Origin of the sequence: Streptomyces sp. NPDC093568 (assembly GCF_044764945.1) — a bacterium.
GTDB lineage: Bacteria > Actinomycetota > Actinomycetes > Streptomycetales > Streptomycetaceae > Streptomyces.
The window spans coordinates 497595-521656 of record NZ_JBIWJD010000006.1; the positions used below are offsets into that span (position 1 = coordinate 497595).

The 24062-nt window shown below is 70.2% G+C and carries 21 protein-coding genes, 1 tRNA gene and 1 riboswitch; of the genes, 17 read left to right on the forward strand and 5 right to left on the reverse strand.

What is annotated here, in order from left to right; genetic code table 11:
• The first annotated feature begins 185 nt into the window (after nucleotides 1–185).
• The 11 genes from ACIRD7_RS26085 to ACIRD7_RS26135 all read left to right on the forward strand — a co-directional run bounded on the left by ACIRD7_RS26085 (nucleotide 186) and on the right by ACIRD7_RS26135 (nucleotide 12007).
• Nucleotides 186–788: a hypothetical protein gene (locus tag ACIRD7_RS26085; RefSeq protein ID WP_403457344.1), complete on the forward strand. Its 603-nt coding sequence runs from the start codon at nucleotides 186–188 to the stop codon at nucleotides 786–788.
• 38 nt (nucleotides 789–826) lie between these two features.
• Entirely contained in the window at nucleotides 827–2320 is a 1494-nt protein-coding gene (locus ACIRD7_RS26090; protein ID WP_403457513.1) for a protein kinase, read from the forward strand.
• A 230-nt stretch (nucleotides 2321–2550) separates the two neighbouring features.
• The gene (locus tag ACIRD7_RS26095) at nucleotides 2551–3195 is read left to right on the forward strand and encodes a SurA N-terminal domain-containing protein (RefSeq protein WP_403457346.1); all 645 of its coding nucleotides are present in this window, start codon (nucleotides 2551–2553) and stop codon (nucleotides 3193–3195) included.
• 88 nt (nucleotides 3196–3283) lie between these two features.
• Nucleotides 3284–4270: a nucleoside triphosphate pyrophosphohydrolase gene (locus ACIRD7_RS26100; RefSeq protein ID WP_403457348.1), complete on the forward strand. Its 987-nt coding sequence runs from the start codon at nucleotides 3284–3286 to the stop codon at nucleotides 4268–4270.
• A gap of 416 nt (nucleotides 4271–4686) precedes the next feature.
• Entirely contained in the window at nucleotides 4687–5970 is a 1284-nt protein-coding gene (locus tag ACIRD7_RS26105; RefSeq protein WP_403457349.1) for a cytochrome P450, read from the forward strand.
• Between the two features lie 166 nt (nucleotides 5971–6136).
• Nucleotides 6137–7156 carry a transglycosylase family protein gene (locus tag ACIRD7_RS26110; RefSeq protein ID WP_403457515.1) on the forward strand — a complete coding sequence of 340 codons (1020 nt, stop codon included), beginning with the start codon at nucleotides 6137–6139 and terminating at the stop codon, nucleotides 7154–7156.
• A 209-nt stretch (nucleotides 7157–7365) separates the two neighbouring features.
• A riboswitch (cyclic di-AMP (ydaO/yuaA leader) is annotated at nucleotides 7366–7563 on the forward strand.
• Nucleotides 7564–7567: 4 nt separating this feature from the next.
• On the forward strand, nucleotides 7568–8245 hold the full coding sequence (locus ACIRD7_RS26115; RefSeq protein ID WP_403457350.1) for a transglycosylase family protein: 678 nt from the start codon (nucleotides 7568–7570) through the stop codon (nucleotides 8243–8245).
• 283 nt (nucleotides 8246–8528) lie between these two features.
• Nucleotides 8529–9815, forward strand: coding sequence for a phosphopyruvate hydratase (eno, locus tag ACIRD7_RS26120; protein WP_403457352.1), 1287 nt, complete (start codon nucleotides 8529–8531; stop codon nucleotides 9813–9815).
• Between the two features lie 111 nt (nucleotides 9816–9926).
• The gene (locus ACIRD7_RS26125) at nucleotides 9927–10403 is read left to right on the forward strand and encodes a septum formation initiator family protein (protein WP_403457354.1); all 477 of its coding nucleotides are present in this window, start codon (nucleotides 9927–9929) and stop codon (nucleotides 10401–10403) included.
• A gap of 25 nt (nucleotides 10404–10428) precedes the next feature.
• Entirely contained in the window at nucleotides 10429–10947 is a 519-nt protein-coding gene (locus ACIRD7_RS26130) for a DUF501 domain-containing protein (RefSeq protein ID WP_403457356.1), read from the forward strand.
• A gap of 88 nt (nucleotides 10948–11035) precedes the next feature.
• Nucleotides 11036–12007, forward strand: a complete 972-nt coding sequence (locus ACIRD7_RS26135; protein WP_403457357.1) for an exopolyphosphatase — start codon at nucleotides 11036–11038, stop codon at nucleotides 12005–12007.
• 5 nt (nucleotides 12008–12012) lie between these two features.
• Here the strand turns inward: ACIRD7_RS26135 and ACIRD7_RS26140 are convergent, their stop codons facing one another.
• Complete coding sequence (locus ACIRD7_RS26140; RefSeq protein ID WP_403457359.1) at nucleotides 12013–12876, reverse strand: LysR family transcriptional regulator; 864 nt, start codon at nucleotides 12874–12876, stop codon at nucleotides 12013–12015.
• A gap of 93 nt (nucleotides 12877–12969) precedes the next feature.
• On the opposite strand from ACIRD7_RS26140, the gene ACIRD7_RS26145 reads away from it, so the two are divergent.
• Nucleotides 12970–13710, forward strand: coding sequence for an SDR family oxidoreductase (locus ACIRD7_RS26145; protein WP_403457362.1), 741 nt, complete (start codon nucleotides 12970–12972; stop codon nucleotides 13708–13710).
• Between the two features lie 91 nt (nucleotides 13711–13801).
• On the opposite strand, the gene ACIRD7_RS26150 is transcribed toward ACIRD7_RS26145, so the two are convergent.
• Complete coding sequence (locus tag ACIRD7_RS26150; protein ID WP_403457365.1) at nucleotides 13802–14023, reverse strand: hypothetical protein; 222 nt, start codon at nucleotides 14021–14023, stop codon at nucleotides 13802–13804.
• A gap of 548 nt (nucleotides 14024–14571) precedes the next feature.
• Between ACIRD7_RS26150 and ACIRD7_RS26155 the strand changes: the two genes are divergently transcribed.
• Nucleotides 14572–15954 (forward strand): NAD(P)/FAD-dependent oxidoreductase, encoded by a 1383-nt coding sequence (locus ACIRD7_RS26155; protein WP_403457368.1) that lies wholly within the window; start codon nucleotides 14572–14574, stop codon nucleotides 15952–15954.
• A gap of 229 nt (nucleotides 15955–16183) precedes the next feature.
• On the forward strand, nucleotides 16184–17473 hold the full coding sequence (locus ACIRD7_RS26160; protein ID WP_403457370.1) for a class I SAM-dependent methyltransferase: 1290 nt from the start codon (nucleotides 16184–16186) through the stop codon (nucleotides 17471–17473).
• A gap of 52 nt (nucleotides 17474–17525) precedes the next feature.
• On the opposite strand, the gene ACIRD7_RS26165 is transcribed toward ACIRD7_RS26160, so the two are convergent.
• Nucleotides 17526–20057 (reverse strand): ABC transporter permease, encoded by a 2532-nt coding sequence (locus ACIRD7_RS26165; RefSeq protein ID WP_403457372.1) that lies wholly within the window; start codon nucleotides 20055–20057, stop codon nucleotides 17526–17528.
• Nucleotides 20057–20827 carry an ABC transporter ATP-binding protein gene (locus ACIRD7_RS26170; RefSeq protein WP_403457375.1) on the reverse strand — a complete coding sequence of 257 codons (771 nt, stop codon included), beginning with the start codon at nucleotides 20825–20827 and terminating at the stop codon, nucleotides 20057–20059. The genes ACIRD7_RS26165 and ACIRD7_RS26170 overlap by 1 nt, the downstream gene beginning before the upstream one ends.
• A gap of 393 nt (nucleotides 20828–21220) precedes the next feature.
• Between ACIRD7_RS26170 and ACIRD7_RS26175 the strand changes: the two genes are divergently transcribed.
• From ACIRD7_RS26175 to ACIRD7_RS26185, 3 genes are all read left to right on the forward strand, one after another.
• A tRNA-Leu gene (locus ACIRD7_RS26175) sits at nucleotides 21221–21304 on the forward strand.
• 171 nt (nucleotides 21305–21475) lie between these two features.
• Entirely contained in the window at nucleotides 21476–22651 is a 1176-nt protein-coding gene (locus tag ACIRD7_RS26180) for a 4-hydroxybenzoate 3-monooxygenase (RefSeq protein ID WP_403457377.1), read from the forward strand.
• Nucleotides 22652–22865: 214 nt separating this feature from the next.
• Entirely contained in the window at nucleotides 22866–23762 is an 897-nt protein-coding gene (locus ACIRD7_RS26185) for a Bax inhibitor-1/YccA family protein (RefSeq protein ID WP_403457379.1), read from the forward strand.
• A 63-nt stretch (nucleotides 23763–23825) separates the two neighbouring features.
• Here ACIRD7_RS26185 and ACIRD7_RS26190 read toward each other — a convergent pair whose 3' ends face one another.
• Nucleotides 23826–24056 (reverse strand): DUF4287 domain-containing protein, encoded by a 231-nt coding sequence (locus ACIRD7_RS26190; RefSeq protein WP_030049879.1) that lies wholly within the window; start codon nucleotides 24054–24056, stop codon nucleotides 23826–23828.
• Nucleotides 24057–24062: the final 6 nt, after the last annotated feature.

A 24062-nucleotide genomic window follows, 5' to 3' on the forward strand; every position in this document is an offset into this window, starting at 1 on the left:
GGAAAGCCTCCACGCGACCTGCGCCGTCGTGCGAAGTGATCAGCACGACAACGGTTCGGTACAACCGGTGACCGTATGTCGGTGTCGACCTATACGCTCGAAGCGACAATCGCACGACCGAGGTTGCCCCGCACCGGGCAGGGTCGGTCGGCCCCGCGCGTCCATTCCAGGCATCAGGAGCAGCCATGCAAGGCCACGGCTATACGCAGCCGGTGAACCAGCCGCCGCCGATCGGTTGGCTGGTCTTCCTGCGCGTGGTCTTCGTCGTGATCTCGGTGCTCAGCTTCGGGCTGCTGATGTGGACGATGATGCTCCGCCTGGCCATCGTGACCCGCAGGGCGCTCGACTGGTGGCTGTTCGCGGCGTCGATCGTGGTGGAGTTCCTGGGCCTGTACCTGATGGGTTCCGAGCCCGGCGACGAGATCCACACCGCGGGCGGCTGGACGGGCCTCGCCCTCGTCCTGGGCGGCATGGTGGCCGCGATCGCGTACTACCTGTCCGCGGACATACGCCACTTCCACCAGCTCCGCCTCTCCGGCTACCCCACGCAGCGGCCCCCGTCCCCGGCCTACGGCTACCCGCAGAACCAGTCGCCGTACACGGCCACGACGGTGCCGCAGTCTCCGGCCGTACCCCACACGCCGATACCCCGGACACCCGTGCCCCCGCCCCCGCAGCGTCCCGCCCCCGCCCGCATCGACCAGGTGCGCGCCGAGCTCGACGAGCTCAGTGACTACCTGCGCAAGCACGACGGCCGGCAGGACGACAACCACGAGGGCGGAAGGTGACCGTGGCGACAGGACGCGTCGTCGCCGGCCGCTACGAACTGTCCACCCTCATCGGCCAGGGCGGCATGGGACAGGTCTGGACGGCCTACGACCAGCGCCTCGACCGGCGCGTCGCGGTCAAGCTGCTGCGCCCGGACAAGGTGGCCGGACAGGAGGCGGACGAGCTGCGCCGCCGGTTCGTGCGCGAATGCCGGGTGACCGCCCAGGTAGACCACCCCGGACTCGTCACGGTGCACGACGCGGGCAGCGAGGGCGAGGAGCTGTTCCTCGTCATGCAGTACGTCGACGGCGTCGACCTCGCCGCTCATCTCGCCGAGCGCGACCCGTACCCCTGGCAGTGGGCGGTCGCCGTCGCCGCCCAACTGTGCGCGGTGCTGAGCGCCGTGCACGCGGTGCCGATCGTCCACCGCGACCTCAAGCCGCGCAACCTCATGGTGAAGCAGGACGGCACGGTCACCGTCCTCGACCTCGGTGTCGCCTCCGTCATGGACGCCGACACCACCCGCCTCACCCACACCGGCACCCCCATCGGCTCGCCCGCCTACATGGCCCCCGAGCAGGCGATGGGCGGCGCGGTCGGCCCGTACACCGACCTGTACGCACTCGGCGTGCTGATGCACGAACTGCTCAGCGGAGACGTGCCGTTCTCCGGCTCGACCGCGCTCGGCGTGCTGCACCGGCATCTGTACGAGCCGCCGGTGCCCGTGCGCCGGATTCGCCCCGAAGTCCCCGAGGCACTCGAAGCCCTGGTGCTGCGGCTGCTCGCGAAGGACCCGCAGCACCGCCCCGCCTCCGCGCAGGACGTGTACGAGGCCCTGGCACCGCTCCTGCCCGCGCGCGGCACCCCCACCGGAGAGCCCCGCGACCCCGCCCGCCCCTTCCTGCGCCCGCACGCCCCCTGGCCGGACCGCGCCCGCACCCCCGCACCCCAGCCGGCGCCCGCCACCCCGATCACCCCCGACACCGAGAAGACGGACGTCGCGCGGGCCGTCGACGAGGTCAAGCGGCTGCTCGGCGAGGGCCGTATCACCCAGGCCGTCGACATCCTCGGCTCGATCCTGCCGACCGCGGCCGAACGGCACGGCGAGCACTCCCCGGTGGTGCGCACCCTGCGCAAGCAGTACGCGGCCACGCTCATGGACGACGGCCAGTACCGGCGCGCGCTGCCCGAACTGCGCCGCCTCGCCGACGAACGCGCCGCCGAGGCCGGCCAGGCCGACCCGCAGGCCCTGCGGTTCCGCTTCGACGTGGCCCAGTGCCTCGAACAGCTCGGTGAGCCGGCGGCCGCGCTCGCCCAGTACCGCGCGCTGCTGCCGTACTACGAGAACCAGTACGTCTCCGGCGACCCCGAGCTCGCCCACGACGTCCGCCGCCGCATCGGCCACCTCCTGCTCGCCCTGGGCGACCGCCCCGCCGCCCACGACACCCTGGCCCGCCTCCTGATCGACGTGGAGCGCCTGCACGGCCCCGGCCACCCGGTCGCGGCGGAGGTGCGGCGGACCCTGCAGTGGCTCGGGCAGGTGCGCGGCTAGTTCCTGGCGGCGGGTTGAGGGTCTGTGGCACACGCCGACCCCCCGCATGGCGGTGTGCGGCGGTGCCCGAAGTCCTGGTGAATCGTTGGTCCAATGGGTTGGCCAGAGCTTGCCCACTGCCTACCATCGATCACCGCAAGACTTTGTGCGCCCGCCCGTCGCCCGACCACCACCCCTGGTGGAGACGCTGCGCGCCGCACCTGTTGTTGCGCTCTCCTCGGGAGGTCTCCTTGCACCGCCGCCGTCGCACCGCGTTCCTGCTATCCGCCGCGATCGTCGCGGCGCCCCTGCTGACCGCCTGCGGATCCGACGCGCACCCCGGTGCGGCCGCCGTCGTCGGCGGCCAGCGGATCACCGTCTCGCAGCTGGAGGGCAGGGTGAGCGAGGTGCGCGCGGCTCAGCGCGCGGCCGTGCCCGACGAGGCCGCGTACTCGCAGGTGATCGCCAAGTCCGGGACCCTCCCGCGCGACGTCCTGCACAACATGGTTCTCGACGAGGTGCTGCACAAGGCCGCCCAGGACGCGGGTGTGACCGTCACCCGCAAGGAGATCCAGGAGATGCGCGGCGGCCTGGAGGAGCAGGTCGGCGGCGCGAAGGCCCTGGAGACCGCCTGGCTCCAGCAGTACGGCATCCCGCCGCAGCGACTCGACGAGAACCTCCGCCTCCAGCTGGAGGCCCAGAAGCTCGCCACCAGCCTCGGCACCGACACCGGCAAGCCCGCCTTCTGGAACGCCCTGGCCGGGGCGTCCAAGAAGCTCGACATCGACATGAACCCGCGCTACGGCACCTGGGACGTGCAGAAGAGCAGCCGGGCGGACGCGAAGACGCCGTGGGTGCGTGAGGTGACGGCGGCGGGCGCGCAGCAGCCGATGTGACGGCGACCGGGGCGGGGACAGTCGCGGAGCCCCACCCGGCCTGTGGATAACTTCCGGGGTCGTCGGTCGCTTGGGTTACGTTCGGATCGTGAACGCAACCAGCCCCGAAGCCGCCGCCGACCCCGGCCGCATCGTCCTGCTCACCACCAGCCACCGTGTCGCCCCCGGCCTGCTGTCCTGGCCCGCGTGGCAGGCGCTGCACTCCGCCGACCGCGTGCTGTGCGCGGACGGCGCGCACCCGCAGCTGCCGTATCTGCGCGAGGCCGGGATCACCGTCGACGAGGCCGCCCCGACCGCGCAGGACCTGATCGAGGCGTGCGCCGGCGGCCGCACGGCCGTGGTCGTGGCGACCGGCGAGGGCGAGCCCGCGCTCACCGACGGCCTCGCCCGCCTCGCCGGCACCGGCCGCGTCCAGATGCCGGAGCTGGAGCTGCTCCCCGCCTCCTACGACCTGCCCGGCGCCCGGCTCCTCGACCTCGTCCAGGTCATGGACCGCATCCGCGCCGAGTGCCCCTGGTCCTCCCAGCAGACCCACAAGGGCCTGGCGAAGTACGGCATCGAGGAGGCCTACGAGCTCGTCGAGGCGATCGAGGACGGTGACCGCGACGAACTCCGCGAGGAGCTGGGTGACGTCCTCCTCCAGGTCGTCTTCCACGCCCGGATAGCCGAGGAGGATCCGGAAGCCCCCTTCTCCATCGACGACGTGGCCGGCGGCATCGTCGCCAAGCTCATCCACCGCCACCCCCATGTCTTCGGCGACGAGACGGCGACCACCCCCGAGGAGGTCAAGGAGCACTGGCTGCGCACGAAGGCGGTCGAGAAGCGGCGCGAGTCGGTGACGGAGGGCATCCCGCTCGGCCAGCCGGGCCTCGCCCTCGCGGCCAAGCTGGCGTCCCGGGTGCGCACGGCGGGTCTGGAGGTGCCACTGCCGACGGGGGAGGGCCTCGGTTACGAGCTGCTGGCGATGGCGGTCAGAGCGGAGGCGGCCGGCGTGGACCCGGAGGCGGCCCTGCGGGTGGCGGCCAGGACCTACCGGGACGCGGTGCGAGCCGCGGAGGGCCTCGGCGCCGTGTAGCTTCCAGGGCTCTCGGCGGGCCGCGGATGGCCTTGGTGCGCCGTTGCTTTCCGGGCTTTCGGCGGGCCGCGGATGGTCTTGGTGCGCCGTTGCTTTCCGGGCTTTCGGCGGGCCGCGGATGGTCTTGGTGCGCCGTTGCTTTCCGGGCTTTCGGCGGGCCGCGGATGCTTGGTGCCCTGTAGCTTCCCGGGCTCTCGGCGGGCCGCGGATGGCCCCGGCGCCCCGTAGCTTTGCGGGTCTCTCGGCGAGCCACGGATGGCCCCGGCGCCCCGTAGCTTCCCGGTCTCTCCGCGAGCCGCGGATGGCCTCGGCGCCCCGTAGCCTCCCGGGCCCTCGGGCGAGCCCGGAAGACCTCGGCGCCCCGTAGCCTCCCGGCCCCTCGGCGCACCCCCCGACCCGCCAGCTACCGTCAAGGAGTGACCAACCAGCCCACCCCCACCCCGACCCCCACCCCCGGGCCCCCGGACCTCTTCACCTGGGAGTTCGCCACCGACCCCTACCCGGCCTACGCCTGGCTCCGTGAGCACGCCCCCGTGCACAGGACACGGCTGCCCAGCGGGGTGGAGGCCTGGCTGGTCACCCGGTACGCCGACGCCAAGCAGACCCTCGCCGACCCCCGGCTCTCCAAGAACCCGGCCCACCACGACGAGCCCGCGCACGCCAAGGGCAAGACCGGTATCCCGGGGGAGCGCAAGGCCGAGCTGATGACGCATCTGCTCAACATCGACCCGCCGGACCACACGAGGCTGCGCCGGCTCGTCTCGAAGGCCTTCACGCCCCGCAGGGTCGCCGAGTTCGAGGGCCGGGTGCAGGAGCTCACCGACCAACTCATCGACGGGTTCGCGGAGAAGGGGAGTGCCGACCTGATCCACGAGTTCGCCTTCCCGCTCCCCATCTACGCCATCTGCGACCTGCTGGGCGTCCCCCGCGAGGACCAGGACGACTTCCGGGACTGGGCGGGCATGATGATCCGGCACCGGGGCGGCCCGAGGGGCGGGGTCGCGCGGTCGGTGAAGAAGATGCGCGGCTATCTCGCGGACCTCATCCACCGCAAGCGCGAGGCACTTCCCGCCACTCCCGACCCCGGCGAGGACCTCATCTCGGGTCTCATCCGCGCCTCCGACCACGGTGAGCACCTCACCGAGAACGAGGCCGCGGCGATGGCCTTCATCCTGCTGTTCGCCGGTTTCGAGACGACCGTCAACCTCATCGGCAACGGCACCTACGCGCTGCTCACCCACCCCGAGCAGCGCGCCCGCCTCCAGTCCTCGCTCGCCGCGCACGAGACCGCCCTCCTGGAGACCGGTGTGGAGGAACTCCTGCGCTACGACGGCCCCGTCGAGCTCGCCACCTGGCGGTTCGCCACCGAGCCGCTCACCATCGGCGGGCAGGACATCGCGGCCGGCGACCCCGTCCTCGTCGTGCTGGCCGCCGCCGACCGCGATCCGGAGCGGTTCGCCGACCCGGACGTCCTCGACCTCGGCCGCCGCGACAACCAGCACCTCGGTTACGGCCACGGCATCCACTACTGTCTCGGCGCCCCGCTCGCCCGGCTGGAGGGCCAGACCGCACTCGCCACTCTCCTCACGCGCCTTCCGGACCTCCGACTCGCGGTGGATCCGGGGGAGTTGAGATGGCGCGGCGGTCTGATCATGCGCGGACTGCGCACGCTTCCGGTGGAGTTCACCCCAGTTGGGTGACTCTGTCCGCCGTCGTGAACGTGACACGCGCTCATGTCTGTGATCTTCACGTGATCTACGCGGCATTAACTTGTGACAAGTGATCGTCTGCCTATACGTTCACGGATCAACAAGGCGCCCAGGTTTTACGCGCCCTGGTCACTGTTGTCTCGTGAAAGGCCCCCGCATGCTCTCCGGGAACGGTCGTCACCGTCGCCCCCGTCAGGCTCCGGCTCTCCTCGTCGCGGCCGGCGTGACCGGGTCCGCCATCGCCATCCCGCTCCTCGGCGCCACGGGCGCGAGCGCGGCCGAGGGCAACGTGTGGGACAAGGTGGCCGACTGTGAGAGCGGCGGCTCCTGGAGCGCGGACACCGGCAACGGGCGTTACGGCGGGCTCCAGTTGACCCAGAACGACTGGGAGAAGTACGGCGGCCTCGACTACGCGACCAGTCCCGACCTGGCCAGCCGCTCCCAGCAGATCGCCGTGGCGCAGGACGTCCTGGCGGACCGGGGGACCAGCCCCTGGGGAACCTGCGCGGTGCTCAACGGGCTCACGCCGAAGTCCGGCTCGGTCGATCTCGACACCGGAGTGGCGGAGGACTCACCCTCCGAGGTGTCTGGTTCATCCGGCTTGCTCGATTCGCCCGGATCATCCGACTCCTCCAACTCGTCGGGTTCATCCGACTCGTCCGACGGCTCGACCCCCTCCGGCGACCCGTCGGACTCGTCGAGCGGCACCCCCGGCACCTCGTCCGGATCGCCCGATAATTCCCCCTCTTCCTCCTCCTCGCCCTCTTCGTCCGAAGGCTCCGAGAAGTCCGATGAGTCACCCGCCGCGAAGGATTCACAGTCGCCGGACAGCTCTCCCATAGAGACGCCCAAGGGTGACAATCAGGACAACTCGGAGCAGGACGCGGGCTCCTGGAGCCTCGTGGACACCGGGTCGATCGACGACGCGACGACGACCGGCTCCGGACGTCATCGCGGCCCCAGCGCCGACGAGAGCGACGCCGTCGACGGTGCCACCAAGTCCACCGGTCGGCACGCCTCGTACAGCGTCCGTGCCGGTGACACCCTCGCCTCCATCGCCGACTCCCTTGACCTCGAAGGCGGGTGGCGCGCGCTGTACAAGGCGAACGAAACGGCCATCGGTCCTGACGCGAACCACATCTTCGCCGGTCAGACCCTGGACGTCCCCGTCGAATAACGGTCGAACGGGGCGAAAAACAGCGCCAGTTCGCGTCATGTTTCGCCATATAATGTCCGTTTTAACAGTAGTGAGAGATAGATCTCAGAAGCCCTGATCGTCTTTGAAATTCCGCGAATCGCGTGTCTACGGTCATGACCGCTCGCCATCAGTGCGAGCCCCGACAGCCGTCACGCCGAATCCTGCCGGCGGCCGTACGGGAACAGTCGTCGCGTAAAGCGCCGTAGGCAGGAGCGGGGGACCCAAGGTTTGCGCCGGGTCCGGCGGTTGAGCCCTTCGGGGCCGTACCGCCGGAGCCGGCTCGGGGTGAAGTCGCGCAACGGAAGCCGGAAGGCGGACGTGCGCGGCCGGGCACTCAACCGGCCCGAACCCGACAGCTCACCTCGCAGGCGTCGGTGAGGGGATCCATCCATGCTGTTTTCCAGCAAGGGCAAGCACCGTCGTCCGTCCAAGGCCGCTCGCGCCATCGCCGTCGTCGGCGTCACCGGTGCCGCCGCCGTCGCCGCCCCGCTGATGGCCGCCGGCAGCGCCTCGGCCGCCACCGCCTCCGAGTGGGACGCCGTCGCCCAGTGCGAGTCCGGCGGCAACTGGTCGATCAACACCGGCAACGGCTACTACGGCGGTCTGCAGTTCTCCGCCTCCACCTGGGCCGCGTACGGCGGCACCGCGTACGCCTCCACCGCCGACCAGGCCAGCAAGGCCCAGCAGATCGAGATAGCCGAGAAGGTCCTCGCGAGCCAGGGCAAGGGTGCCTGGCCGAACTGCGGCACCGGCCTGTCGAGCGCCGCGTACTCCGGCTCCTCCTCGCAGAGCACCGAGTCCACCACCCGCTCCTCCGAGCAGCAGTCGGCCTCCCGCTCCGCCGACCGCCCGGCCGCGAAGAAGAGCGCCAAGACCGTCACCACCCCGACCGGCAAGAAGGTCAAGAAGGGCGACGGCGAGTACAAGGTCGCCAAGGGTGACACCCTCAGCTCGATCGCCGAGGAGAAGAACGTCAAGGGCGGCTGGGAGAAGCTCTTCCAGCTGAACAAGGACATCGTCGAGGACGCGAACCTGATCTACCCCGGTCAGCAGCTGCACCTGAAGTAACAGACGGGCGACAGCTGAACCACGGCGCCTTCATCCACGTGGACCTCATAGTGAAGGCGTCGTGAGGGTCACCCCCGTCCCCACGCTCCCCGCCTCGGTGCGTCTTCCCCCGTACGCACCGGGGCGGGGTTTTTTGTACCGCGTCTTTGTTCCTTTCGGAAACAATTTACTCTCGGTTCTGTCCACGGGGCGGTCGACCGCTGGTCTGGTGCCTGGAGCCGGTTAGGCTCGTCTCGCAGCACCCACCGCGGTCTGCGTACCCGCGTCACATCCGAAGAAGGAGATGCTCGTGCCGTCCATCGACGTCGTCGTAGCCCGGGAAATCCTGGACTCCCGAGGCAACCCCACGGTCGAGGTCGAGGTCGGCCTCGACGACGGCAGCACGGGTCGTGCCGCCGTCCCGTCCGGCGCCTCCACGGGCGCCTTCGAGGCCATCGAGCTCCGCGACGGTGACCCGAACCGCTACCAGGGCAAGGGCGTCGAGAAGGCCGTCCTCGCCGTCATCGAGCAGATCGGCCCCGAGCTGGTCGGCTACGACGCCACCGAGCAGCGCCTGATCGACCAGGCCATGTTCGACCTGGACGCCACCGACAACAAGGGCTCCCTCGGCGCCAACGCCATCCTCGGCGTCTCGCTCGCCGTCGCCCACGCCGCCTCCGAGGCGTCCGACCTGCCGCTGTTCCGCTACCTCGGTGGCCCGAACGCGCACCTGCTGCCCGTCCCGATGATGAACATCCTCAACGGCGGATCCCACGCGGACTCCAACGTCGACATCCAGGAGTTCATGATCGCCCCGATCGGCGCGGAGTCCTTCTCCGAGGCGCTGCGCTGGGGCACCGAGGTCTACCACACCCTCAAGAAGGTGCTGAAGGCCCGCGGCCTGTCCACCGGCCTCGGCGACGAGGGCGGCTTCGCCCCGAACCTCGGCTCCAACCGTGAGGCCCTCGACCTCATCCTCGAGGCCATCAAGGAAGCCGGTTACGCCCCCGGCGAGCAGATCGCCCTCGCGCTCGACGTCGCCGCCTCCGAGTTCTACAAGGACGGCAAGTACCTCTTCGAGGGCAAGGAGCGCTCCGCCGCCGAGATGACGGAGTACTACGAGGAGCTCGTCGCGGCCTACCCGCTCGTCTCCATCGAGGACCCGCTGTTCGAGGACGACTGGGCCGGCTGGAAGGTCATCACCGACAAGCTCGGCGACAAGGTCCAGCTCGTCGGCGACGACCTGTTCGTCACCAACCCCGAGCGCCTCGCCCGCGGCATCGAGGAGGGCACCGCCAACGCCCTCCTGGTCAAGGTGAACCAGATCGGCTCGCTCACCGAGACCCTGGACGCCGTCGAGCTCGCCCAGCGCAGCGGCTTCAAGTGCATGATGTCGCACCGCTCCGGCGAGACCGAGGACGTCACCATCGCCGACCTGGCCGTCGCCACCAACTGCGGCCAGATCAAGACCGGCGCCCCGGCCCGCTCCGAGCGCGTCGCCAAGTACAACCAGCTGCTGCGCATCGAGGAGATCCTCGACGACGCCGCGGTGTACGCCGGCCGCAGCGCCTTCCCGCGCTTCAAGGGCTGACCTCCGCTGACCCCACCTGGGTAAGGCTTAGCCAGTCGTACGTACGTCCCCGTACTCGGTCCCGTACCGTGTGCGGGGACGTACGCACGTGAAAGGGGAGGCGGAGAGCCGATGGCCGTCAAGGACCGGGACCGTTTCTCCACCGCGACCAGGATCCGGTTGCTCGGCGAGCAGACGGCGGCCCGCGTCTACCGCTCCCAGACCAAGCGGCAGGCCCGGCGCTCCAGGCTCACCGGACGCGCCGCGCTGCTCGCGCTGGTGGTCTGCTCCCTCGTCGTGGCGCTGGCCTACCCGATAAGGCAGTACGTCTCCCAGCGTGCCGAGATCGCCGACACGCAGCGGCAGCAGGAGGAGGCCGCCCGGCGCGTCGAGCAGCTGCGCGACCTCAAGGCGCGCTGGCAGGACGACGCGTACGCCGAGCAGCAGATCCGGCAGCGGCTGCACTATGTGATGCCCGGGGAGACCGGTTACGTCGTGATCGACCCGGACGCGGCCAAGAAGTCGCGGACCGACCGGAGCGCGGCGGACCTGCCCTGGTACGCGCACATCTGGGACGGGGTCGACAAGGCCGACGCCGCCACCCAGTGAGAACCGAACCGATAGAAAGACAGGCATGGAAACGCCCCCGCCGCCCACCCCGCGCACCGAGCCCACCGACGCGGACGTCGAGGCCTTCAAGCAGCAGCTCGGGCGCCCCCCGCGCGGGCTGCGCGCGATCGCGCACCGCTGCCCCTGCGGACAGCCGGACGTGGTCGAGACGGCCCCCCGGCTGCCCGACGGCACGCCGTTCCCGACGCTGTACTACCTGACGTGCCCGCGCGCCTCGTCGGCGATCGGCACGCTGGAGGCGAACGGGGTGATGAAGGAGATGTCGGCGCGGCTGGAGACGGATCCGGAGCTGGCGGCCGCGTATCGCTCCGCGCACGAGGACTACATTCGGCGGCGGGACGAGATCGAGGAGCTGACCGGGTTTCCGAGTGCGGGTGGGATGCCGGACCGGGTGAAGTGCCTGCACGTGCTCGTCGCGCACTCGCTGGCGGCCGGGCCGGGGGTCAATCCGCTGGGGGACGAGGCGATCGCGATGCTGCCGGAGTGGTGGGCGAAGGGGCCGTGCGTGGCCGCGGCCGAGTGATGTCGCCTCCCGCTGCCCCTACCCGCGTTGAAAATCCCCACAACTATCCCGTACGTCACAAATGTCCCGGACATCAGAAGGGCACCCCATGACCCGCGTCGCCGCCATCGACTGCGGTACGAACTCCATCCGGCTCCTCGTCGCCGACGTCGACCCGCACAGCGGTGAACTCGTCGACCTGGACCGCCGGATGACCATCGTGCGGCTCGGCCAGGGCGTCGACCGTACGGGGCGGCTCGCTCCGGAGGCGCTGGAGCGCACCTTCGCCGCCTGCCGTGACTACGCGGCGGTCATCAAGGAGCACGGCGCCGAGCGGCTGCGGTTCGTGGCCACGTCCGCCTCGCGGGACGCCGAGAACCGGGACGAGTTCGTACGCGGGGTGATGGACATCCTGGGTGTCGAGCCGGAGGTCGTCACCGGGGACCAGGAGGCCGAGTTCTCCTTCACGGGCGCGACCAAGGAGCTGACCGGGCGGGCGGACCTGCACCGGCCGTACCTGGTCGTGGACATCGGCGGCGGGTCCACCGAGTTCGTCGTCGGCGAGGAGCACGTGCGGGCGGCGCGCTCCGTGGACGTCGGCTGTGTGCGGATGACCGAGCGTCATCTCGTGCGCGACGGCGTCGTCTCCGACCCGCCCTCCGAGGAGCAGATCGCGGCGATGCGGGCCGACATCGAGGCGGCCCTCGACCTCGCCGAGGAGACGGTGCCGCTGCGCGAGGCCAGGACGCTGGTGGGGCTGGCCGGTTCGGTCACCACGGTGTCGGCGATCGCCCAGGACCTGCCCGAGTACGACTCGACGCGCATCCACCACTCGCGGATCAGCCACGACAGGGTCCGCGAGATCACCGACTGGCTGCTGCGCTCCACCCACGCCGAGCGCGCGGCCGTGCCCTCCATGCACCCGGGCCGGGTCGACGTCATCGCGGCCGGCGCGCTGGTGCTGCTGGCGATCATGGAGCGGATCGGCGCCGAGGAGGTCGTCGTCAGCGAGCACGACATCCTCGACGGGATCGCTTTCAGCTGCGCCTCGGAATCAGAATCGGAATCCGAAGGGGTCTGACGTCGTCACAGCCGCGTGGCCGTGCGGATCAGCCCGGCGAGGGCGAGCGAGCGGCTGTGCGCGGGCCACGCGATGTGGGTGACGACGGGGGGCGCGTCGGTCAGGGGTACCGCGGCGTGCTCGGCCCATAGCCAGGCGCGGGCGGACTCCGGGAAGACGGCCATGGTGCGCCCGAGGGCGATCAGCTGGGCCAGCTGCGTCTGGTCGTGGATCTCGGGGCCCGGTCCGGGTGCGTAGGTGCCGTGGCGGGGCCAGCGGGCGTGCGGCAGACCGGGGACGTCCTTGACGTCGGCCAGGGACAGCGTCTGCCGTGCGGCGAGGGGGTGCCCGGCGGGCAGGACGGCGATCTGGCCCTCGGTCATCAGTTCCTCGCTGTCGAATCCGGCGAGGGAGTTGTACGGCGCGTGCATGAGCGCCACGTCGGCGCGGCCGTCACGCAGCATCTCCTCCTGCTCGCACATGCCGCTCGGCAGCACCTCGATCTCGGCGGCGTCGGGCTCGGCCGCGTAGGCGGCGAGGAGCTTCTGCAACAGCTCGTGGGACGCGGCGGCCTTCACCGCCAGCACCAGACGGTCCCGGGGGCCGCCCGGACCGTCGGCGCCACCGGCGCGCCGGGTGCGGCGAGCGGCGGCGGTGGCCGCGTCGACGGCCACGCGCCCCTCGTGCAGCAGCACCTCTCCGGCGCCGGTCAGGGACACGCCGCGGCGGTCGCGCTCCAACAGGCGGACACCGAGGCGTCGTTCGAGCTGCTGGATCGCCCGGGACAGCGGCGGCTGGGCCATGCCGAGGCGCTCGGCGGCGCGGCCGAAGTGCAGCTCCTCCGCGACGGCCATGAAGTACCTCAGCTCACGGGTCTCCAAGGTGTCCATGGGCGCAGCCTACTTCGGTGATACCCACCGGGTATGACAGAGCACCGTATCGGTGTTGGATGCGGCGCTCGTCCGCGAGCGAGCATCGACGGCATGAGCGAAACGAAGGTCGCGCTGGTGACTGGCGCGAACAAGGGAATCGGGTACGAGATCGCGGCCGGGCTGGGCGCGCTCGGATACCGCGTGGGTGTCGGTGCGCGCGACCGGGTCCGCCTCGACACGGCTGTGGAGAAGCTGCGCGCCGCAGGGGCGGACGCCTTCGGGGTGCCCCTGGACGTGACCGGCGACCGGAGCGTCACCGACGCCGCCGACCTGTTCGAACGGGAGGCCGGGCGGCTGGACGTCCTGGTCAACAACGCCGGCATCTCAGGACCGCCGACGGGGTCGGGGTGGGAGCAGGACCCGACCCTGCTCGACCTCGACGTGGTCCGCGCGGTCGTGGAGACCAACGTCATCGGCGTCTTCCGGGTGACCAACGCGATGCTGCCGCTGCTGCGGCGCTCGCCGTCGCCGCGCATCGTCAACGCCTCCAGTTCCGTCGGCTCCCTGACCTGGCAGACGGACCCCGGCATCGACGTCGGTCCGATCATGGCGGCCTACTCGCCGACGAAGTCGTTCCTCAACGCCGTCACCGTGCACTACGCCCGGCAGTTCGCGGGCACGAACATCCTGATCAACGCCGCCTGTCCGGGGCTCGTCGCGACCGACTTCAACGGCAACTTCGGGAGCCGCACTCCGGTAGAGGGCGCGGCCACCGCGATCCGGCTCGCCACGCTGCCCGACGGCGGTCCGACCGGCTCGTTCTTCAACGACGACGGCGTCATCCCCTGGTGACCACCGGCTGACACGCGCCGGACGACGCGGACGGCCCCGGCGCCTCGTGGAGAGGCACGGGGGCCGTCGTATATGCCCGTGCGGTCCGCCTTCAGCCGCAGAGCAGGATGATGAGGCCGACGCAACCGTCGTCGTCCTCGCCGTGGCCCGGACTCGCCTGGGCGACCTTGGCCTTGGCAGGGGCGTGGACGGGCGTCATGACTGCGGCGGACGCGGCCGTGGCCGCCCCCGTCGCCAGGGCGATGCCGAGGGCAACGCCGACCGAGACTATTCGCTTGCCGGCCCGCTGGGGGCCCTTCCGTGAGGTGATCATGGCTGCACGTTATGTGCCGGTCTGATCATTTTCGCGCGGTGAATGGCCGACCGGGTGACGGTGACTCAGACCGCCTGCGCGGGGTGGTTCGTGTCTCGTTTCGCTACCGACGGGTAGCCATCGGCTGAGCGGTGCGGTTAGCGTATGAGCGCCGCTGAGGGGGTCTTTCGAGCCCCGTGAGGCCGTCTCGGAGCGACCCGCTCGACAAAGTTCGTGAAGTTCTTCACAAGGAATTCGGCCCTGTCGGAGCACTGATCGGTACCGGTTGACCCTTCCGAGGGGTGAACAGGGCCTTGAACATGTTCAGATGGCCGGTGTAAAGAGGCTTCGGAAGGTCATCGACGGAGCGTGTTCCGGACCGCTCACAGAGGGTCCTGCGGGGCGGAGAGGCAGCTCACGCGGCATTGACAACGGCTCCAGCCGTACGCCGGTTCCCGGACTTGACCATGAGCTGCGTCACGCGGGCCGGGGATGGTAGCACAGGGCATGCAAGAGCTTGTGAAGGGGCGCACGAGCGACCCCCCTGGGGCAGGTGGATACTCGATGGCATGAGCACCACGGAGCGTCCCAGGATCCTCGTAGTAGGCGGTGGGTACGTAGGCCTGTACGCAGCTCGGCGCATCCTCAAGAAGATGCGCTACGGCGAGGCGACCGTCACGGTCGTCGACCCCCGGTCGTACATGACCTACCAGCCCTTCCTCCCCGAAGCCGCCGCCGGCAGCATCTCCCCGCGCCACGTCGTCGTCCCGCTGCGACGCGTGCTGCCCAAGGCGGAGGTCCTCACCGGCCGGGTCACCACCATCGACCAGGACCGCAAGGTCGCCACGATCGCCCCGCTGGTCGGCGAGGCGTACGAGCTGCCCTTCGACTACCTGGTGATCGCGCTCGGCGCGGTCTCCCGCACCTTCCCGATCCCCGGTCTCGCCGAGCAGGGCATCGGTATGAAGGGCATCGAGGAGGCCATCGGCCTGCGCAACCACGTGCTTGAGCAGCTCGACAAGGCCGACTCCACCAACGACGAGGAGATCCGCCGCAAGGCGCTCACCTTCGTCTTCATCGGCGGTGGCTTCGCGGGTGCGGAGACCATCGGCGAGGTCGAGGACATGGCCCGCGACGCGGCCAAGTACTACACCAACGTGTCCCGCGAGGACATGCGGTTCATCCTCGTCGACGCCGCCGACAAGATCCTGCCCGAGGTCGGCCCGAAGCTCGGCCAGTACGGCAAGGAGCACCTGGAGGCCCGCGGGGTCGAGGTCTACCTCTCCACCTCCATGGACTCCTGCGTCGACGGGCACGTCGTGCTGAAGAACGGACTCGAGGTCGACTCCAACACCATCGTGTGGACCGCCGGCGTCAAGCCGAACCCGGCGCTGGCCCGCTACGGCCTGCCGCTCGGCCCGCGCGGCCACGTCGACTGCGAGCCGTCCCTCCAGGTCAAGGGCACCGACTACATCTGGGCCGCCGGCGACAACGCCCAGGTCCCGGACCTCGTCGGCCGCAAGGCGGGCAACGAGAACGCCTGGTGCCCGCCGAACGCCCAGCACGCGCTGCGTCAGGCGCGCGTCCTCGGCGACAACGTCATCTCCGGTATGCGGGGCTTCCCGCAGAAGGACTACTCGCACGCCAACAAGGGCGCGGTGGCGGGCCTCGGCCTCCACAAGGGCGTGGCGATGATCGTCATGGGCAAGATGAAGATCAAGCTCAAGGGCCGTCTCGCCTGGTACATGCACCGCGGCTACCACGGCCTGGCGATGCCGACCTGGAACCGCAAGGTCCGCGTCTTCGCCGACTGGACCCTCGGCATGTTCCTCAAGCGCGAGGTCGTCTCCCTCGGCGCGATGGAGCACCCGCGCGAGGAGTTCTACGAGGCAGCCAAGCCGATGCCGGCGGCGGCGCCCAAGCCGGAGAAGACCGAGGCGAAGGCCTCCTGACCCTCTCCGGTCGCTGAACGAACCGAAGGACCTCCCGCCATCCGTGGTGCGGGAGGTCCTTCGGCGTTCCCGGTACCACGGCGGACCGCGGGACCGGGACCCGGCCAACTGAGTGGCTCTTGCACGCATTTTGCCCAGCTGTAACGCGCGTGGGGGACTGCGGCGGCACCCTTCTGGTGTTTACGTGGTGTTGGACATTCCGGGATCTCCTCTCACGGAGGTGTGCGCCATGGCAGATGCCGCGGTGCGGCTGAACGGCCTTCTCGAACAGGTGCTGGGAGTTCCGCTCCCGGTGCGCATCCGCGCCTGGGACGGTTCGCAGGCGGGTCCGCCCGGCGCGCCGATCCTCGTCGTACGCAACCGCCGTGCCGTGCGGCGGCTGTTGTTCAAGCCCGGCGAGCTCGGGCTGGCCCGCGCCTGGGTCGCCGGGGACCTGGACATCGAGGGGGACCTCTACACGGCCCTCGATCTGCTCGCGGGACTGGTGTGGGAGCGGGGTGACGACGCCCGGACGCTGGCGCAGGCGCTCCGGGACCCCGAGGTGCGCGCCGCCGTGCGCGGCCTCGTCAGGATCGGCGGGCTGCCGCTGCCGCCCGCGCCGCCGCCCGAGGAGGTGCGCCGGCAGCGTCATCTGCACACCAGACGCACCGACAGGCGCGCCATCAGCCACCACTACGACGTCGGCAACGACTTCTACGAGATCGTCCTCGGCCCGTCCATGGTGTACTCCTGCGCCTACTGGCCGTCCCCCGACAGCACCCTGGAGACCGCCCAGCGCGACAAGCTCGACCTCATCTGCCGCAAGCTCGACCTGAGGCCCGGTCAGCGGCTGCTCGACGTCGGCTGCGGCTGGGGCTCGATGGCCATCCACGCGGCCCGCGAGTTCGGCGTGAGCGTCGTCGGCATCACCCTCTCCCAGGAACAGGCGGCGTACGCCCGCAAGCGCGTCGCCGACGAGGGGCTCACCGACAAGGTCGAGATCCGCGTCCAGGACTACCGGGACGTCGACGACGGGCCCTACGACGCCATCTCCTCGATCGGCATGGCCGAGCACGTCGGCGCCGAGCGCTACCTGGAGTACGCCGATGTGCTGCACCGGCTGCTGAAGCCCGGCGGGCGGCTGCTCAACCACCAGATCGGGCGGCGGCCGCAGCGCGACGAAACGTCGTACGAGGTCGACGAGTTCATCGACGCCTACGTCTTTCCCGACGGCGAGCTCCAGCCCGTCGGGGTCACCGTCAGCCAGTTGGAGCGCGCCGGCTTCGAGGTGCGGGACGTCGAGTCGATCCGGGAGCACTACGCCCTGACCCTGCGCCGCTGGGTGGCCAACCTGGAGGCCGACTGGGGCCGTGCCGTGGGGCTCACCAGCGCCGCGCGCGCCCGGGTCTGGCGGCTGTACATGGCCGCCTCCGCGGTGTCCTTCGAGCGCAACCGCATCGGCGTCAACCAGGTGCTGGCGGTGCGCACGCCCGATTCCGGTGACTCGGGGATGGCGCTGCGCTCCCGCACCTGGGGCTGAGACGCCCAGGGCCCCGCTCCCTCTCAGGAACGGGGCCCATGCGCGCGTACGGCTATTCCGCCTTGATCGCGTTCAGCATGTTCAGCCGCGCGGCGTTGCGGGCCGGCCACATCGCGGCCAGGACGCCCACCAGGCCGGCCAGCACCAGGAAGATCCCGATCCGGTCCCAGGGCAGGACCAGCGCGTAGCCCGGGATCTGGTCCGCGAAGGTCTCGCCGATCGCCCAGCCGAGGAACGAGCCGAGACCGATGCCGACCACCGCGCCGAACACCGAGATGACCACGGCCTCCAGCCGGACCATCCGCTTCACCCGGCGCCGGTCGAGACCGATCGCCCGCAGCATGCCGATCTCCTGCTGCCGCTCGAACACCGACATCGCGAGGGTGTTGACGACGCCGAGCACCGCGATGATCAGGGCCATCGCCAGCAGGCCGTACATGATGTTCAGCAAGGTGTTGATGGCGCCGCCGAACTCGTTGCGGATGTCCTGCCGGTCCATGACGGTGATCGCGGGGTTGTCGCCCAGCGCGTCGATGAGGACCTTCTCGTTCGCCGCGGACTGGCCGCCGTCCACCTTCACGAAGATCTGCCGGATGTACGGCTTCGCCTCGTGCTCGTTCACGATCTTCCGGTCGACGAGGACGGGCGAGAGGAACTCGCTGTCCTTGTAGACGGCGCCGACCGTCAGCGTGGCCTTCTTCTCGTCGGCGAAGGTGAAGGGGATGCTGTCGCCGGGCTTCCAGCCCTTGCTCTTCGCCGTCTTCTCGGCGACCGCGATCTGCCCCTTGGCGAGCGAGTCGACGTCACCGCTGACGACGTCGACGTTCAGCACCCGCTGGATGTCGCCCGGGGTGACCGCGGAGGCGGAGACGTAGTCGTCCTTGACCTGGAGGTAGGCGTCCTGCTGCGGCGAGACCGCGGAGACGCCCTTGGCCTTCTCCAGCGCCGTCAGCGCGGACTGGTCGAGGTCGCCGCCGTTGGCCATCGAGACCATGTAGTCGGCCTTGATGTTGTCCGTGGTCATCTTGTCGATGGCCGTGCCGACCGTGATGCCGAGCACCGACAGGCCGGTCACCAGGGTCAGGCCGATCGCCAGCGCCGAGGCGGTGGCGCCGGTGCGGCGCGGGTTGCGGACCGCGTTCTGGCCGGCCAGCTTGCCGGCCACCCCGAAGGGGCCGACGAGCAGCGGGCGGACGAGCGCGATCACGGGCCGGGACAGCAGCGGGATCAGGATGATCACGCCGATCAGCGCGAAGAACGCGCCGCCGCCGATGTACATGCGGCCGTCGTCACCGCCGGTCGAGGCACCCAGGACGATCCCGGCCGCGCCGAGGCCGGTGATGGCCGTGCCGATGGAGTTGCGCAGCACCAGCGACTTGGTGGTGGCCACCGCGTGGACGCTGTTCATGGCCGCCACCGGCGGGATCTTCGCGGCCCGGCGGCCGGGCAGCCAGGCGGCGAACATCGTGATCAGCACGCCGACGGCGAGCGCGGCGATCACCGGCGTGGCGGACAGGATCAGCGGGCCGCCCGGGATCTTCATGTCGAACGCGGCCATGCCGGAGCGCAGACCGACCGCGAGGCCGATGCCGAGGACGAAGCCGATTACCGAGGCGACCAGGCCCACCACCGCGGCCTCGGCGAGCACCGAGCGGGTGATCTGCTTGCGCGAGGCACCGACCGCCCGCATCAGGGCGATCTCCTTCGTGCGCTGGGCGACCAGCATCGTGAAGGTGTTGGAGATCAGGAAGACCCCGACGAACAGCGCGATGCCGGCGAACCCGAGCAGGACCTGCTTGAGGTTGCCCATGCCCTGCTCGATCTGCTCCGCCTGCTCGTCCGCGAGCGCCTTGCCGGTCTGCGCCTCGGCGGTGTCCGGCAGCAGCGGCTTGACCGCGTCCAGGATCTTCGCGTCGTCCGCGCCGGGGGCGGCGGTGACGGTGGCGCTGTCGAAGTAGCCCGGCTTGAGGTACTGCTTCTGGGCGACCGCGGTGTCGAAGAGGACGAGGCTGCCGCCGGCGTTCACGGCGCCGTCCTCGGTGGTGAACACACCGCTGAGGGTGAACTCCTTCACCGGGCCGTTGGTGGCGACGCGGACCCGGTCGCCGACCTTGTACTCGCCCTTGGCCGCGGAGTCCTTGTCCAGGGCGATCTGATCGTCCTTCACCGGGCCGGAGCCCTCGGTGAACGTGTAGGCGGAGTCCTTGCCGTCCTTGCCGGGGGCGAAGTTGGAGCCCTTGTTGGACCAGCCGACGCCGATGAGCTTGCCGTCGGGGTCGGCGACCCCGGCGAAGCCCTCGACGCGGCCGTACGCGGCGGCGACGCCGTCCACGGCGGTGATCTTGTCGAGGGTCTTCTCGGAGAGGCCGGGCTCCACCTCGGGGTCGTCCGGGTTGGCGTGCGAGGTGACGGAGACGGCGACGTCGTCGTAGCTCTTCGCGGACTGGTTGCGGAAGGCGTTGGAGAGGGTGTCGGCGAAGACCAGGGTGCCGGAGACGAACGCGACGCCGAGCATGACGGCGAGCACGGTCATCAGCAGCCGGGCCTTGTGCGCGAGTACGTTGCGCAGGGCGGTGCGGAACATCAGCTGGTGCGGCCCTTCGCGTCGAACTGCTTCATGAAGTCGAGCACGTTGTCCGCGGTCGGACGGTACATCTCGTCGACGATCCGGCCGTCGGCCAGGAACACCACGCGGTCCGCGTAGGCCGCGGCCACCGGGTCGTGGGTCACCATCACGACCGTCTGACCCATCTCCCGCACGGAGTTGCGAAGGAAGCCCAGCACCTCGGCGCCGGAGCGCGAGTCGAGGTTTCCGGTGGGCTCGTCGCCGAAGATGATCTCGGGCCGGGAGGCGAGCGCGCGCGCCACGGCGACGCGCTGCTGCTGGCCGCCGGAGAGCTGGGCGGGACGGTGGCTCAGCCGGTCGGCGAGACCGACCATGCGGATCACCGAGTCGACCCACTGCTTGTCCGGCTTGCGGCCCGCGATGTCCATCGGGAGGGTGATGTTCTCCAGCGCGGTCAGCGTCGGCAGCAGGTTGAACGCCTGGAAGATGAAGCCGATCTTGTCCCGGCGCAACTTGGTGAGCTGCTTGTCCTTCAGGGAGCCCAGCTCGGTGTCGCCGATGCGGACCGAGCCGGAGGAGAAGGTGTCCAGCCCGGCGACGCAGTGCATCAGCGTGGACTTGCCGGAGCCGGAGGGGCCCATGATCGCGGTGAACTCGGCCTGCCGGAAGTCGACGGAGACCCGGTCCAGGGCGACCACCTGGGTCTCGCCCTGTCCGTAGATCTTCGACAGATCCGTGGCACGCGCGGCCACGGTGGTGGCCCGGCCGGCGATGGATGCGGTGGTCACGAGAAGAACGCTCCTGAAGGGTCGGCGGTGTGTTCGAAGGACGTATCCATCGTCCAGGCCGGGGAGCGCCGTGTAGTCCGTCCCTGTTCCGGTTCCGAAGGCAGACTGCGGATGGATCGGAGGCCGTCGCGTCATACCTGAGGATGACAAGGGCCCCTGACGGACGCTCGCTTCGGGAACAGGTGGAGCGTCCTTGTTCGGACGGTGAAATTCCGTCATTCCGCATGCGTCGCCCATCGCCGCGCGTAAGGCTATTGGCAAGTGCGGATGGCGTGTTCCGTGGGCTGATGCACCCTCAGACGTCAATAAAATAAGACAACATCGGTCCGACCGCCCGCTGTTCGGGGGATGTATCCCGATAGGCTCGGGACCTCGATGCGGAGCCCATGGCCTGCCCAGATGGTGGAATGCAGACACGGCGAGCTTAAACCTCGCTGCCCCTTCGCGGGCGTGCCGGTTCAAGTCCGGCTCTGGGCACTTCCGACGCACCCCCTTCCTTCAAGAGTTCACCGCAACCGTTGACAGCGGGCGCATACGGCCGGAGACTCACATCCAGAAGTGGTGAATAAAACTTCACCACACGAACAGAGCTCCATGAACAGCGCCACGCGAACAGCGCCATGCGAACAGCGAGAAGGGAAGCGTCCGATGCGCACCACCGTCGGCATCATCGGAGCGGGCCCCGCCGGCCTCCTCCTCGCGCGGCTGCTCCACCGCGCCGGCATCGACTCGGTCGTCCTCGAGAGCCGCGACCGCGCCTACGTCGAGCACCGCCAGCGCGCCGGAATCCTGGAACAGGGCACGGTGGACGTGCTGCGGGCGGCCGGCGCCGCAGAGCGGATGGACCGCGAGGGCCTCAGGCACGACGGCATCGAGCTGCGCTACGACCGCAAGCGCCACCGCGTCGACTTCCCCGCCCTCACCGGCGGCCGGTCCGTGACGGTCTACGCCCAGACCGAGGTCTGCAAGGACCTCATCGCCCTCCAGCTCAAGGAGGGCGGCCCGCTGCTGTTCGAGGCGGAGGCGCTGGCGGTGGAGGGCGCGGACACCGACAGCCCGCGCGTGCGCTTCCGCCACGAGGGCGTGGAGGACGTCCTCGAATGCGACTACGTCGTCGGCTGCGACGGCTTCTGGGGCGTGTCCCGCAAGGCGATCCCCGCGGAGCTGGTCCGGGTCTTCGAGCGGACGTACCCCTTCGGCTGGCTCGGCATCCTCGCCGACGTCGCCCCCTCGCACGACGAGCTGGTCTACGCCCGCCACGACCGCGGCTTCGCCCTGCTCTCGATGCGCTCCCCGTCCGTCTCCCGCCTCTACCTCCAGGTGCCCGAGGGCACGGACGCCGAGGCGTGGAGCGACGACGAGATCTGGGCGGAGCTGGAGCGCCGCTTCGAGACCGCAGACGACTGGCGGCTGGAGCGCGGCCCCATCACCCAGAAGTCCGTCACGCCGATGCGCTCCTACGTCCACGAGCCCATGCGGTACGGCCGTCTCTTCCTCGCCGGTGACGCGGCGCACATCGTGCCGCCGACGGGCGCCAAGGGGCTGAATCTGGCCGTTGGTGACGTCGTCACCTTCGCGCGGGCGCTGACCCGCCTGCGGGAGACCGGGTCGGCGGAACTCCTCGACGCCTACTCCGAGACCTGTCTGCGCCGGGTCTGGCAAGCCGAGCGGTTCTCCTACGACATGACGACGCTGCTGCACCGCGCGCCCGAGGCCACGCCCTTCGAGGACCGGCTCCAGCTGGCGCGGCTGGAGCGGATCGCCGGGTCGACGGCGGCCGAGACGGACCTCGCCGAGGCCTACACCGGGTTTCCGTTCGGGTGAACGAGGGCTCGGGCCGAGCGGGTGATCTCCGACAGGTTCCGGCCACGTAGCAGGTTGGTCATGAATGGACCCCTTCGTGGCTGGGAATCACCCGGCCGCGTAGCGTGTTGGCCAGCACGACGAGGGAAAGATCCTCCCCAAGCACTAGGGTCAATCCTTTGCCTACCTATTACTCTTGAGCCAAGGCCGCGCACGGCGGCCATGGAGGAGTGAAATGAGGAGCAGCAACCCGGTCTTCTCGCGACGGGGGTTCAGCCGCGACAACGGCTACGCGGGCTTCAACACCGCGCCGCAGGCCGGGGCCGCCGCTGTCGGCACGCAGGGCAACCCGTACGCCCAGCCGCAGGCCGGCAACCCGTACGCGCAGAACCCTTACGCGCAGCAGGACCAGCAGTACGGCGCGCCGCCGCAGGCCCCGGCCACCACCGGCCGGATGACGATGGACGACGTCATCCTGCGCACCGCCACCACGCTCGGCACCCTGATCGTCACGGCCGCGCTCGCGTGGTTCCTGCTGCCGGTCGACGCCGAGAACATCAACCGGTCCTACGGCATCGCCATCGGCGCCGGTCTGGTCGGCATGGTGCTGGCGCTCGTCCAGTCCTTCAAGCGCAAGGCCTCGCCCGCGCTGATCCTGTCCTACGCCGCGCTCGAGGGTGTCTTCCTCGGCGTCGTCTCCAGCGTCGTCGACGAGCACATCGCCAGCGGCGCGGCCATGCAGGCGGTGCTCGGCACGATGGCGGTCTTCGCCGCCGTGCTGGTGGCGTACAAGGCCGGCTGGATCCGCGTCAACCGCCGCTTCGTCGGCTTCGTGATGGCGGCCGCGCTCGGCTTCATCCTGCTGATGGCGGTCAACCTGCTGTTCGCCGTCTTCGGCGGCGGTGACGGCCTCGGCTTCCGCAGCGGCCCGCTCGGCATCGTCTTCGGCATCGTCGGCATCCTGCTCGGCGCCTGCTTCCTCGCCCTGGACTTCAAGCAGGTCGAGGACGGTCTCGCCTACGGCGCGCCGCGCGAGGAGGCCTGGCTTGCGGCCTTCGGTCTCACCCTCACGCTGGTGTGGATCTACATGGAGTTCCTGAGGCTCATCTCGATCCTCAACAGCAGCGACTGACCTCCGACGCTTTGCAGCGAAGGGCCCCGGGCCGTCCCGGGGCCCTTCGTCGTCTGTGCGCGCCTAGAGGAATTTGCGCGCCGCCCTCCTCAGGTCGTACTCGTGGACGATCGCCTTCGCGTGGCCGTACGCGAGGTCGTATTCGTGCCGCAGCCAGCTGACCTTCTCCTCGAAGCGAACGAGAGCCGGGCCTTCTTCTACGGTGCGGAGCCAGTCGGAGACTTCACGACCGGTGCAGTGGGGGATGCGGGCGAGCATGTTGCGGTGGGTCTCCTCGGAGAGGACGTGGGACATCGGCGC

Bases quoted from the DNA above. Each gene is read 5' to 3' on its own strand.
- ACIRD7_RS26085 (WP_403457344.1), top strand. From the start codon at position 186: ATGCAAGGCCACGGCTATACGCAGCCGGTGAACCAGCCGCCGCCGATC.
- ACIRD7_RS26110 (WP_403457515.1), top strand. From the start codon at position 6,137: ATGCTCTCCGGGAACGGTCGTCACCGTCGCCCCCGTCAGGCTCCGGCT.
- ACIRD7_RS26115 (WP_403457350.1), top strand. From the start codon at position 7,568: ATGCTGTTTTCCAGCAAGGGCAAGCACCGTCGTCCGTCCAAGGCCGCT.
- eno (WP_403457352.1), top strand. From the start codon at position 8,529: ATGCTCGTGCCGTCCATCGACGTCGTCGTAGCCCGGGAAATCCTGGAC.
- ACIRD7_RS26125 (WP_403457354.1), top strand. From the start codon at position 9,927: ATGGCCGTCAAGGACCGGGACCGTTTCTCCACCGCGACCAGGATCCGG.
- ACIRD7_RS26130 (WP_403457356.1), top strand. From the start codon at position 10,429: ATGGAAACGCCCCCGCCGCCCACCCCGCGCACCGAGCCCACCGACGCG.
- ACIRD7_RS26135 (WP_403457357.1), top strand. From the start codon at position 11,036: ATGACCCGCGTCGCCGCCATCGACTGCGGTACGAACTCCATCCGGCTC.
- ACIRD7_RS26140 (WP_403457359.1), bottom strand. From the start codon at position 12,876: ATGGACACCTTGGAGACCCGTGAGCTGAGGTACTTCATGGCCGTCGCG.
- ACIRD7_RS26145 (WP_403457362.1), top strand. From the start codon at position 12,970: ATGAGCGAAACGAAGGTCGCGCTGGTGACTGGCGCGAACAAGGGAATC.
- ACIRD7_RS26150 (WP_403457365.1), bottom strand. From the start codon at position 14,023: ATGATCACCTCACGGAAGGGCCCCCAGCGGGCCGGCAAGCGAATAGTC.
- ACIRD7_RS26155 (WP_403457368.1), top strand. From the start codon at position 14,572: ATGAGCACCACGGAGCGTCCCAGGATCCTCGTAGTAGGCGGTGGGTAC.
- ACIRD7_RS26160 (WP_403457370.1), top strand. From the start codon at position 16,184: ATGGCAGATGCCGCGGTGCGGCTGAACGGCCTTCTCGAACAGGTGCTG.
- ACIRD7_RS26165 (WP_403457372.1), bottom strand. From the start codon at position 20,057: ATGTTCCGCACCGCCCTGCGCAACGTACTCGCGCACAAGGCCCGGCTG.
- ACIRD7_RS26180 (WP_403457377.1), top strand. From the start codon at position 21,476: ATGCGCACCACCGTCGGCATCATCGGAGCGGGCCCCGCCGGCCTCCTC.
- ACIRD7_RS26185 (WP_403457379.1), top strand. From the start codon at position 22,866: ATGAGGAGCAGCAACCCGGTCTTCTCGCGACGGGGGTTCAGCCGCGAC.
- ACIRD7_RS26190 (WP_030049879.1), bottom strand. From the start codon at position 24,056: ATGTCCCACGTCCTCTCCGAGGAGACCCACCGCAACATGCTCGCCCGC.